9 protein-coding genes are annotated in these 12184 nt (G+C 65.1%); 8 read left to right on the forward strand and 1 reads right to left on the reverse strand.

Annotation, left to right across the window (positions count from 1 at the left end):
- Positions 1-4: 4 nt before the first annotated feature.
- The 3 genes from X750_RS146195 to X750_RS146185 are packed head-to-tail and all read left to right on the forward strand — an operon-like array spanning position 5 to position 4579.
- Positions 5-1084 (forward strand): AAA family ATPase, encoded by a 1080-nt coding sequence (locus tag X750_RS146195; RefSeq protein ID WP_023673899.1) that lies wholly within the window; start codon positions 5-7, stop codon positions 1082-1084.
- Positions 1085-1088: 4 nt separating this feature from the next.
- The gene (locus X750_RS146190; protein WP_023738415.1) at positions 1089-3341 is read left to right on the forward strand and encodes a DUF5682 family protein; all 2253 of its coding nucleotides are present in this window, start codon (positions 1089-1091) and stop codon (positions 3339-3341) included.
- Positions 3342-3343: 2 nt separating this feature from the next.
- A complete protein-coding gene (locus tag X750_RS146185) occupies positions 3344-4579 on the forward strand; it encodes a VWA domain-containing protein (protein ID WP_023738414.1) in 1236 nt (411 codons plus the stop codon).
- Here X750_RS146185 and tssH read toward each other — a convergent pair whose 3' ends face one another.
- Complete coding sequence (tssH, locus tag X750_RS146180) at positions 4580-7384, reverse strand: type VI secretion system ATPase TssH (protein ID WP_031243096.1); 2805 nt, start codon at positions 7382-7384, stop codon at positions 4580-4582.
- Positions 7385-7708: 324 nt separating this feature from the next.
- Between tssH and tssA the strand changes: the two genes are divergently transcribed.
- The 5 genes from tssA to tssE are packed head-to-tail and all read left to right on the forward strand — an operon-like array spanning position 7709 to position 12182.
- Positions 7709-8887, forward strand: coding sequence for a type VI secretion system protein TssA (gene tssA, locus X750_RS146175; protein ID WP_023687034.1), 1179 nt, complete (start codon positions 7709-7711; stop codon positions 8885-8887).
- Positions 8888-8893: 6 nt separating this feature from the next.
- A complete protein-coding gene (gene tssB, locus X750_RS146170) occupies positions 8894-9430 on the forward strand; it encodes a type VI secretion system contractile sheath small subunit (protein WP_023673718.1) in 537 nt (178 codons plus the stop codon).
- 3 nt (positions 9431-9433) lie between these two features.
- The gene (gene tssC / locus X750_RS146165; protein WP_023682611.1) at positions 9434-10939 is read left to right on the forward strand and encodes a type VI secretion system contractile sheath large subunit; all 1506 of its coding nucleotides are present in this window, start codon (positions 9434-9436) and stop codon (positions 10937-10939) included.
- A 51-nt stretch (positions 10940-10990) separates the two neighbouring features.
- Positions 10991-11440: an Hcp family type VI secretion system effector gene (locus tag X750_RS146160; RefSeq protein WP_023673716.1), complete on the forward strand. Its 450-nt coding sequence runs from the start codon at positions 10991-10993 to the stop codon at positions 11438-11440.
- Complete coding sequence (gene tssE / locus X750_RS146155) at positions 11427-12182, forward strand: type VI secretion system baseplate subunit TssE (RefSeq protein WP_023673715.1); 756 nt, start codon at positions 11427-11429, stop codon at positions 12180-12182. Before X750_RS146160 ends, tssE begins: the two co-directional genes overlap by 14 nt.
- The last annotated feature ends 2 nt before the right edge of the window (positions 12183-12184 follow it).

The raw sequence follows: 12184 nt of genomic DNA on the forward strand, positions 1-12184 counted from the left end.
CACCATGAACGCAGCCATCCGCCTCCCCGTCGAGCAGGCCTATGCCGCTGAACTGCAGGCGCTGGCGCGCAATGACGACAAGCAAAAACCTGCGGGATGGAGCCTGTCGCCAAAGGCCGTTCTGACCTACCTGCTCGGCGGCAAGGCAAGCGACGGCACCGTGATATCGCCAAAATATGTCGGCCGCCGCCGGCTGATGGAAACGGCGGTGGCGACACTCGCCACGGACCGCGCGCTGCTGCTGCTCGGTGTTCCCGGCACCGCAAAATCCTGGGTGTCGGAACATCTCGCCGCCGCCATCATGGGCAATTCCACGCTGATCGTGCAGTGCACGGCCGGTACCGACGAGAACCAGGTCCGCTACGGCTGGAACTATGCGCAGCTTTTGGCCAAAGGGCCGAGCCAGGAGGCGCTGGTGCCGACGCCGCTCTACCGCGCCATGGAGAGCGGCAAGCTATGCCGCCTGGAAGAGTTGACGCGCATGGGCTCCGATGTACAGGATACGCTGATCACCGTGCTGTCGGAAAAGATGATGCCGATCCCGGAACTCAACACGTCGCTCTATGCCCAGCGCGGCTTCAACATCATCGCCACCGCAAACAACCGCGACAAGGGCGTCAACGAGCTGTCCTCGGCGCTGAAACGCCGCTTCAATGTGGTGGTGCTGCCGCTGCCCGAGGACATGGCGGAAGAGGTGGCGATCGTCTCCAAGCGGGTCGACGAGATGGCCGGCGGGCTCGACCTGCCGGTGCCGAAAAATGTCGGCGAGGAGATCGCTCGAGTGTTGACCATTTTCCGCGAGCTGCGCTCGGGCGCAACCGCCGACGGCAAGGTGACGCTGAAGACGCCTTCGGGTTCGCTCTCGACCGCCGAGGCGATCGCCACCATGGTCGGCGGCCTCAGCCAGGCGGCGTGGTTCGACAGCGGCAAGCTCGGCGCCGAAGGCCTCGCCGCCAGCCTTGTCGGCGCCATCGTCAAGGACCCGGTGCAGGACAAGGTGGTGCTGGAGGAATATCTCGAAACGGTGCTCAAGAAGCGGCCGGACTATGCCGGCTATTACGCGGCGCTGAACGCAGCGATCTGAGGTCATGAGCGACGTCGCCTATTTCGGCATCCGCCATCACGGGCCGGGCTCCGCCGACAGCCTGGTGCAGGCGCTGCGGGACTTGCAGCCGGTCGCGGTGCTGATCGAAGGGCCGAGCGACGCGTCCGCCCTGCTGCCATTGCTGGCGCGCCCGCAGATGCAGCCGCCGGTGGCGCTGCTCTGCTACCCCGAGGACGATCCGGCCGCGACAAGTTTCTGGCCGTTCGCCGAGTTCTCGCCGGAATACCAGGCGGCGGTGTGGGCGGTGGAGAACAAGGCGGCATTGCGGTTCATCGACCTGCCGTCATCGGCACGGTTCGCGGCACCGGCAACCGACGACACCGACAAAACGGCTGACGCCGACAAGCCCGAACCCAAGGACGAAACCGGTGAGGATGGCGAGCCTGCATCGCATCGCGACCCGATCGGCACGCTGGCTGCGGCCGCCGGCTATGAAGATGGCGAAAGCTGGTGGGCCGACATTATCGAGCAGAATCCGCAGCCGGGTCCAATCTTCGCTGCCATCACCGATGCGATGACGACGCTGCGCGACGGCGAAGGTGCGATCGCGCCGTTCGAGGCCAAGCGTGAAGCGCATATGCGATTGGAAATCGCCGCCGCGCGCAAGGAATTCGCCGGACCGATCGCCGTCGTCTGCGGCGCATGGCATGTGCCGGCCCTGCAGGCCGCGCACACGCAGAAGAACGACCAGGCGCTGATCAAGGGAATTGCCCGGCGCAAAAGCATCATGACATGGGCGCCATGGACCGGGCCGCGTCTTGCGCTGGGCTATGGTTATGGCGCTGGCGTCATCGCGCCCGGCTGGTGCAAGCATCTGTGGCGCACACGAGGGCGGCGCGACGCCGCGACGCTGTGGCTGGCGACGATCGCGGCGGTGCTGCGGGCGAAGGGCCATCAGGTGTCGACCGCGTCGCTGATCGAGGCCGAGCGGCTTGCGCGCACACTGGCTGCCATTCGCGAGCGGCCGAAGCCCGGCTTCGAGGAATTGCGCGATGCCGCGATCGCGGCGCTGTTCAACGGCGAAGCGGTGCTGTGGGCGCTGGTCGAGGCCGAGCTGCTTTTGGGCGCGGATGTCGGCGAGATTCCGCCCGACACGCCGCTGGCGCCGCTGATCGAGGACCTGCAGCGCAACCAGAAGGCGGCGCGGCTGAAGCCGGAGGCGCTGGAACGCGAGCTGTCGGTCGATCTGCGCAGCGAAAGCGGACTGTTTCGTTCGACATTGCTGCACCGGCTGAACGTGCTTGGCGTGCAATGGGGCAGGCTGGCCGACGCCGGCCGCAGCCGCGGCACCTTTCGCGAAAAATGGACGCTGGCCTGGGAGCCTGAATATGCCGTGCGCCTGGTCGAGAACCTGATCTACGGCCCGACTATCGAAAAGGCCGCCAATGGCCGCCTGATCCAGATGCTCGGTGCGGCCGCGAGCCTCGATACGCTTGCCGCCCTTGTCCAGAGCGCCATTACGGCGGATCTGTCGGAGGCCGCGAGCGCCGGCCTTGTAGCGTTGGAGGCGCGCGCAGCGCACAGCAGCGAATGCCTGGAGATGCTGGCCTCGGTGCCGCCGCTTGCCGACATCATCCGTTACGGCGAGGCGCGCAAGACCGAAACCAACCGGCTGTCCGGTTTGTTGGAACGGTTGATCGTCGAGGGCGCGATCGCGCTGCCCTATGCAGTGCGCGACCTGGACGAGCAGGCCGCCACCACGCTGGTCGGTGCTGTGCGCAAGGCCGACACGGCGATCCGGCTGGTCGAGCCCGGCGAAGACGTGCTCGATGCATGGCGCAACGGCCTGACCGGCGTGCTGGAAGGTCCGCGCTCGACGGCGCTGCTCGCCGGCTGCGCCGCGCATCTGCTCTATGAAGCCGGCCAACTGCCGGCAGAGGACGCCGCCGGGCTGCTCGGACGCAGGCTATCGCCGGGGACGCCGGTCGCCCAGGCAGCGGGGTTCTTCGAAGGTTTCTTCAGCACTGCCGGCCAGCGGCTGATCTACGACGAGGGCCTGCGCAGCGCCGTCGATGGGTGGCTTAAATCGCTCGACGAGGACGCTTTCATCGCGCATCTTCCGTTGCTGCGCCGCGTCTTCTCCAATCTGGACTCGATGGAGCGGCGGCGGTTGATCGAGGCCGTGCTCGGCCGCACCGCAAGGTTGCCGGCCGGCCTGACGCCGGCGCCGGATGGCGGCGAGGGCTGGCGCCGTCACCTGGAGCGGCTTGGGCCATTGCTGGCGGGCGGAGTGTGACAATGGATGACGAAGCCGAAGTGCCCGAACCCGGCCCAGCATCCTCCGATAGCGGGCGCGAGCGCCGCTGGCGGCTGGCGATCGGCGCCGATGACGAGGCTTCCTCCGCCCTTTCCAGTGATGACAAAAAACTGTCTTCGGCGCTCGATGCGCTTTACGGCGACGGCGCCAATGCCGATGCCGACCCGCGCAAGCGGCGCGGCGGGCTCGGCCGCTCGGCGCCACGCATGGCGCAATGGATGGGCGATATCCGCTCCTTCTTTCCCGCCCAGGTGGTCCAGATCGTCCAGAAGGATGCCTTTGAGCGGCTGAACCTGAAGCAGATGCTGATGGAGCCGGAATTCCTCAAGGCGATCGAGGCCGACGTCAACCTCGTCGCCGACCTGATCTCGCTGCGTTCGGTGATGCCGGCCAAGACCAAGGACATCGCCCGCACCATCATCGCCGACATCGTTGCCAAGCTGATGCAGCGGCTGGAGCAGAAGACCGCCGAGGCGATCCGTGGCGCGCTCGACAAGTCGCGACGCACCAACCGGCCGCGCCAACGCGACATCGACTGGCCGCGCACCATCTCGGCCAATCTTCGCCACTACCAGCCTGAGCACAAAACCGTCGTGCCGGAAAAACTGGTCGGCTTCATGCGCAAGCAACGCCGGCTGGTCGATCTCGACGAAGTGGTGCTGTGCGTCGACCAGTCCGGCTCGATGGCGAGCTCGGTGATCTACGCCTCGATTTTCGCCGCGGTGATGGCGTCGCTGCCGGTCGTGCGCACCAAGCTGGTCTGTTTCGACACGGCCATCGTCGACCTGACCGAAGAGCTCAGCGACCCGGTCGAGGTGCTGTTTGGCGTGCAGCTCGGCGGCGGCACCGACATCAACCAGGCGGTCGCCTATTGCGCCGACCGCATCGAGCGGCCGACCAAATCGCACTTCGTGCTGATCACCGACCTCTATGAGGGCGGCAACGGCCAGGACTTGCTGCGGCGCCTTGCGGCGCTGGTCCGGTCCGGCGTCAATGTCATCGTGCTGCTGGCGCTGACCGATCAGGGCCGGCCGGGCTATGATCCGGCGATGTCGGCTTCGGTCGCGGCACTTGGCATACCGGTCTTCGCCTGCACGCCGGACCTGTTTCCCGACATGATGGCGGCGGCGTTGCGGCGCGAGGATATCGGCGCCTGGGCAGCCGGCGCCGACATCAAGCTGATCCGCGCCGAGACGGAGCCGAGCAGTCAGGCCTGACTATTCGAACGAATAGGCAAACCCGTCAGTGGAAGCGCTGACGGTCACCTTGGTCATCTTCTCGCCGTCGAGCGACCGGTTCAGCACGCCGCGGCTGAGTTCCGGCAACAGCGTGTTGGTGAGGATGGCGTCGATCATGCGGCCACCGGACTCGATTTCGGTGCAGCGCGCCTTGACCAGCGCCATGACGCCGTCGCCGATCACCAGTTCGGCGTCGTGGCTGGCGCGCAGCCGCCGCCCGATCTTGCCGAACTGATGGCGCGTGATGGCCTCGATCATCGAATCCGAGAGCGGATAGTAAGGGATGGTCACGACGCGGCCGAGGAACGCTGCCGGAAAGACTTTCAGCAGTGGAGCGCGCAAGGCTGCATCGAGGCCGTCGAGCCCCGCCCTCACCGTGCCGTTTTGCGTCCGCTCCATGATGACTTCGGAGCCGACATTCGATGTCAGCAGGATCAGCGTGTTCTTGAAGTCGATGCGTCTTCCCTCGCTGTCATCCATCATGCCCTTGTCGAAGACCTGGAAAAAGATTTCGTGGACGTCGGGATGCGCCTTCTCGACCTCGTCGAGCAGGATCACCGAATAGGGTTTTCTGCGCACGGCCTCGGTGAGAATGCCGCCTTTGCCGTAGCCGACATAGCCGGGAGGCGCGCCCTTGAGCGTCGAGACGGTGTGGGCTTCCTGGAACTCGGACATGTTGATCGAGATCAGGTTCTGTTCGCCGCCATAGAGCGTCTCGGCCAAGGCCAGGGCCGTCTCGGTCTTGCCGACGCCGGAGGGGCCGCAGAGCAGGAACACGCCGACGGGCTTTTCCGGCGCTCCGAGCCCGGCGCGGCTGGTCTGCACGCGCTTGGCGATCATCTCCATGGCGTGATCCTGGCCGACGACTCGTTCGGACAAAGTGTCGGCGAGCTTGAGCGCCTTTTCGGTCTGGCTGGACAGCATCCGTCCCGTCGGGATGCCGGTCCAGTCCTGGACCACGGCAGCTACCGCATTGCGGTCGACCGACGGCAGGATCAGCGGCGTCTCGCCTTGCGCCGTGGCAAGCTCGGCCATGAGTTCACGCAGCCGCGCCAGATCGGCGACAGGATCTGACGGCGCAGCTTCGGCAGCCGGCGCTTCGGTCTCGGACGCTTTGGCCTTCGGCTTTTCAGGCTCGGACGTTTCGGCCTTGGGCGGTTCAGCCTTGGGGACCTTGGTCTTTTCTTCGTCCGGCGCTGCTGGTTCGGCATCGGCCTCAGCTGCCGCCACCGCATCTAGCGGGACGCCGTCGCCGCGCAGCCGCGCGCGCAGTTCGAGGATCTCGGCAACCAGCGCCTTTTCGCGCTCCCAGCGCTCCTCGGCGGCGGCGAGCATGGTCCCGGTCTCAGTGAGCCCGGCCTCGACCCGCGCCTGCCGGTCAGTTACTTCGATGCCGATCGCTGCCTCGCGGCCGATGATGCCGCTTTCGACCTCGAGCGCCTGGCGGCGCCGCAAAATGTCCTCGACCTCGGCCGGCGTCGCATGCTGCGAGATCGCGACCCTGGCGCAAGCCGTGTCGAGCAGGCTGACCGCCTTGTCGGGCAATTGCCGCGCCGGGATGTAGCGATGCGACAGGCCGACCGCCGCCTCGATCGCCTCGTCCAGGATCTGCACCTCGTGATGCTGTTCGAGCACGCCGGCTACACCGCGCAGCATGAGCACGGCCACCGCTTCCGACGGCTCGTCGATCTTGACCACCTGGAAACGGCGGGTCAGCGCCGGGTCCTTTTCGATGTGCTGCTTGTACTCGGCCCAGGTCGTTGCCGCGATGGTGCGCAGTTCGCCGCGCGCCAGCGCCGGCTTCAAGAGATTGGCGGCATCGCCGGTTCCCGCCGCACCGCCGGCGCCGATCAGCGTGTGTGCCTCGTCGATGAACAGGATGACCGGCGTTTCGGATGACTGAACTTCGTCGATGACCGCCTTCAGGCGCTTTTCGAACTCGCCTTTGACGCTGGCGCCGGCCTGCATCAGGCCGATGTCGAGCATGCGTACGCTGATACCCTGGAGTGGCGGCGGCACGTCGCCCTGGGCGATGCGCAGGGCAAAGCCCTCGACCACCGCAGTCTTGCCGACGCCGGCCTCGCCGGTCAGGATCGGGTTGTTCTGCCGGCGCCGCATCAGGATATCGATGATCTGCCGGATTTCCGGATCGCGGCCGACGACCGGATCGATCTTGCCGTCATGGGCGCGCTGGGTCAGGTCGGTGGCGTATTTGGCGAGGGCCGAATCCCCGCCCGGAACCCGCCGCGGCGCCTCGGCAGTGGGAGCCGCGGCGGCAGTGGCGCCGGCTTCGAGCGAGCCCTCCACCACCTCGGCAAAGCGGGCGATGACCGCGTCGGCGTCGATCTTGTCGAATTCGCCGCTGATCTTCGACACCAGGCCTTCCAGCACCGGCGTCTTCAGGCAGGCGAGCACGATATAGGCGCTGCGGACCTCCTCCATGCGGAATTCCAGCGTCGCCAGGTTCCAGGCTTCCTGGATGGCGTGGAAGATGTGGTCGGAAAACTCCTCGATCGAGGTGGCGCCGTAGGGCAGCTTGTCGACGGCGCGGGTCATGTCGCTGGTAATCCGGCTGGCATCCAGCCCGGCATCGGCAAGGATCATCTGCACATCCGAGCGCTCGGACAGCACCAGCTGCTCGATGAAATGGACGAGTTCGACGTAAGGATTGCCGCGCAGCTTGGCGCTGTCGGCGGCGGCCTTGAAGGCGCGCAGGCAGACCGGATTGAGCTTGCCAACCAGTTCCTTGCGTTTGAAACCCTTCGACGACCGGCGCTGTTCCATCGAACGTGCTCCTGCAATCTGCCCGTCGACAGCCTGCCACATAAGCAGCCGCTTGACAAAGCGCTTGATGCAGCCGGCCTTTTCCCTTTGTGGAGAGTCCCGCGCCGCCAAATGCAGACAACCACGATTTTTTCTAATCCTATGCGATGCGCTTCACATACGAGGTTGGCCAGGCACGCCATGAATTGCGCCATCCGAGACGCAGTTGCACCGACATTCATTAGCGCTCGTTAACTTTTGAGCGGATGGCGAATTGTGGGAATATGCAACCGTGTGCTAACGTTGGGTCACGTACGGTTTTAGAGCCGGTCGCCGGGGGTATCTGTGATCGATCTCGCACTCTGGCTTGCTCCGCTGGACGGTGAAAATCCGTCAGGCGAAGACTTGCGCAACGATCCGGCTTTTCATGAGCTGGAGCGGCTCACGGAGCCGCAGGTCAAGGTCGTCCATGACGGGCGCAACAAGCCAGCCGCGCAATCGACCATTCCGGTCGACTGGCCTGCCGTGCTCGGCAAGGCCGAGGAGTTGCGTTCGCATGGTCGCGACCTGCGCCTGCTCGTCATTGTCGCCCGGGCGCTGGCCAATGAAGAGGGATTGGCCGGACTGGCACAGGGCCTGACCCTGATTGCAAGGACCTTCGAGACGCATTGGGAGACGATGCACCCGGCGCTGCGGGCCAGCCCCCAACCACGCGAGGCCGCCTTGCGCCGCCTCAACGCGCTGGCCGACCTGCAGAACGGCCAGGAAGGCCTGCTGGCGAACCTCAGGCAGATGGTCTTCTTCGCGCCGCGTCCCATCGGGCCGATCAGCGGACGCGATCTCGAACAGGGTGCGCTCGACGATCGCGTCATGCTTCAGGAAGCGGCGTCGGGATTGAATGCCACGGAGAAGGCAGCACTGGTCAGCGCGCACGGACAGCTCCTGAACCGGGTGGGCAGCGGTTGTGCCGCCCATCAGGACCAGGCCGGTGAACAGATGACGGCGCTCATCGCCGGGGCGCACGCAGCGATCGAGGCGCTCGACGCGGTCGATGCGGCGCTGAATGCCCGCCTTGACAGCAACGGGGCCGCCGTCCCGGACCTGAAACGATTTTTGCAGCGCGTGCTGACGACGCTGGAACGCAATACGGCGGTCGAGACCACGGAAGAGGCAGCGACGAAGGGGGCGGCCAGCCCGGCTGCTCCCCCGGCAAGCCCGGCCGCGCCGGTCAGAAACGGTCATGGAGCCGAGACGATGGCAAGCTACGCGGAGACCGGTGCGGGGCTCCCGGACAGGATTTCCTCGCGCGACGATGTGGTGAAGTGCCTCGACCTTGTGGTCGCGTTCTACGACCGCACCGAGCCGTCGAGCCCGATCCCGCATCTCGCCCGCCGGGTGCGCAGGATGGTGCACATGGATTTCGTTGAACTGATGGAAGACCTCGCCCCGTCGGGGCTCAAGGAATTCCGGCTGCTCGCCGGCGTTCCCGACGCCAAGAAGACTGCCCAGAAGGATGAAAGGTAGCAACACATGCCAGCCGAAAGCAAAGCGAAGGTCATCGAGCGAAATCGCGCCCCGCGCGTGCAGATCGCCTACGATGTCGAAACCTACGGCAGCCCGACGACGATCGAACTGCCGTTCGTCATGGGCGTGATGGCCGACCTGTCGGGCGCATCGCAGACCAGGGAAGCGTCCAAGACGGTGCTCGACCGTTCCTTTGTCGAGACCGATGCCAACCGCTTCCCCAAATTCATGGAAGCGCTGGGACCCAGGGTCAAGGCGCGGGTGAAGAACACGCTGCCGCAGGCCGAGGGACAGGAGCGCGACGAAGAACTGGCGCTCGACCTGACCTTCACCAAGATGGGCGATTTCGCCCCCGACAAGATCGCCGAACAGGTCCCGCAACTGGCCGAAATCCTCAAGATGCGGCGCCAGCTCGAGGAGCTGCTCGGCTTCATGGACGGCCGCGTCGATGCCGAAAAGCGCATCGCCCAATTGCTGAACAACCAGCCGCTGCTTGGCCAGATCGCCGCCCAGGCGCTGTCCGACGACAAGGGTGAGGAATAGATCATGGCCGAACAGCAAAAGACCGCAGCATCCGTCGCCGAGGCCGAGGCCGTCGATCTCGGCGAATTCAGCCAGCTCTTGGAGAAGGACTTCAAGGTCAAGAAGGACGACAGCGAGAAGCTGCAGCAGCTGGTTCGCAACCTGGCTCTGGCGGCGCAGTCGCGCTCCGAGACGACGACGATTTCGTCCAACTCGATCAAGTCGATCAAGTCGTTGATCGCCGGCATCGACAAGATGCTGACGACCCAGGTCAACGAAATCCTGCACGCGCCGGAAGTGCGGCAGATGGAAGGCACCTGGCGCGGCCTCTGGTACCTCATCAACAACACCGAGACGGATCAGAAGCTGAAGATCCGGGTGATGAACATTTCCAAGGAGCAGCTGGCCGATACGCTCGAAGACTATGAAGGCCAGATGTGGGACCAGAGCCCGATCTTCAAGAAGGTCTACACCGACGAGTATTCGATGCTCGGCGGCGAACCGATCGGCTGCGTCATCGGCGCCTACGAGTTCTCCAACCACCCGCGCGACGTCGGCCTGTTGCGCAACATCTCCGGCATCTGCGCCTCGGCGCACACGCCATTCATCGCCGCCGCCTCGCCACGGCTGTTCCGCATGGACAGCTGGCAGGAACTGCCCAACCCGCAGGACCTGCAGCAGATCGTCTCCAACCCGGCCTACGCCTCGTGGCAATCGCTGCGCGAGAGCGAGGATGCGCGCTATATCGGGCTGACCATGCCGCGCGTGCTGGCGCGGCTGCCCTACGGCTCGGAGACAGTCCCGGTCAAGGGCTTCTCCTTCGAGGAGGAAGTGCAGGGCGATCACAACAAATATGTCTGGATGAACGCTGCCTTCCCGATGGGCGTCAACATCAACCGCAGCCACAAGCTCTATGGCTGGGGCACCCAGATCCGCGGCGTCGAAAATGGCGGCACTGTGCTTAACCTGCCGGTGCACTCCTTCCCGACCGATGACGGCTCGATCGCGATGAAATGCCCGACGGAAGTCGCCATCGACGACCGGCGCGAGGCGGAACTGGCCAAGCTCGGGCTGATGCCGATCCTGCACCGCAAGAACACCGATCTCGCGGCCTTCATCGGCGCCCATTCGCTGCAGGACGATGAGACGCGGGCGGGCCGCCTGGTCGACCCCGACGCCCAGTCCAACGAGCGGCTCTCCGCCAACCTGCCCTATCTGTTCCCGGTCTCGCGCTTTGCGCACTACCTCAAGGCGATTGCGCGCGACAAGGTCGGATCGTTCAAGGAACGCACCGACATGCAGATCTGGTTGACCGAATGGATCAACCGGTACGTGCTGGCCAACCCGGCCTTCGCCGACGACAAGGCGCGCGCCAAGCGTCCGCTTGCCGCCGCCGAGGTGCAGGTCGACAGCGTGGAGGGCCGGCCGGGCTACTACAACGCCCGCTTCTATCTGCGCCCGCACTACCAGCTGGAGGGCATCAATGCCTCGCTCAGGCTGGTGTCGGAATTGCCGTCCGTGAAGACCTGATTGCAGCAACCAAACCTTTGTTTGAAAGCGTGGAGAACGAAAATGCCCACAATGAAGATCGACGGTTTTCTGAAAGTTCCGGATATCAAGGGGCCCAGCACGCGCGACGGCCATGACGACGAGATCGAAATCCATGGCGTCGATTACAAGATGGTCGCGCCCTACGACCCCAATTCCCTCTCGCGCCGAGGCCGCGTGTCGATGGGCATGATCAAGTTCACCAAGCACTACGACAAGGCCTCACCCTATCTGGCCAAGGCCCTGTTCGAAAACAAGGCGCTGGACGAGGTCAAATTCTCCGCTCGGCGGACCATCGACGGCGAGAGCAAGGACTATCTGGTCGTTACCCTGACCGACGCCTCGATCATGGAATACGACATGTCGCAGGCCGATGATGAAGCCGACCTGATCCAGGAGGAAGTCTCCTTCGCCTACAAGAAGATCAAGTTCGTCTATGACGACAATGACGAAGCCGAAATGGATGTCTATGTCGGCAAGTGAGGGGCGAGCAAAGCGCCCTGCCGCCGACAAGGTACAGGCGGGCGGTTCACGGGCCAAGCGCGAGGCGGTACAGCCTTCGCTGTGGGACCGCCTCGTCAACGACCTGCCGGGCCTGAGCTCGGAGATAGACGGGCTCAGGCAGGCTCTGCAGGAGGAGCTTGGCGCAGAGCGCCTGGACGAGCTGCTGGCAGACGGACCGAGGCGCATCGACGCCGATGACGCATTGAACCCCGATCAGAAGCGCCGGCTGCACCGGCTGGCGTTTCAGAACCGGCACCGTGGCGAGCTTGAAAGCCGAGGCATCGTGGTGTCGCCCGATGTGCTGCGCGAGGCCGTGCGGCGCGACATCGAGGCGCTGTTCAACACCGAGCGTTTCGAATCCGCGCCGCTGCTATCCGATCTCGAGGCCGAGCAGATGACCGACAGTCCGACATCGCTGGCCGACTTTCCGGAGGTGCGCCGCAGCGTTGTCAATTATGGCGTGCCGTCCTTCTCCGGCCGGTCGTCGCGCGACTTCGATCGCGATGTTCTGGCACGCGAGATCCGCGCCGTGCTCGCCGCATTCGAGCCGCGGCTGAAGGAGAGCGCGACGAAAGTCACGGTCAACCTCGGCGACAAGACCGGCCTGAAGATCGAGATCGACGCCGTGCTGATCATGACGCCGACGCCCGAGCGCATGCGCCTGCGCACGACGATCAATCTCGACAACGGACTGGCGCGCACCGAGTTCAGGGAAGCCTGAGA

This window comes from Mesorhizobium sp. LNJC391B00, from assembly GCF_000502535.1.
Taxonomy (GTDB): domain Bacteria; phylum Pseudomonadota; class Alphaproteobacteria; order Rhizobiales; family Rhizobiaceae; genus Mesorhizobium.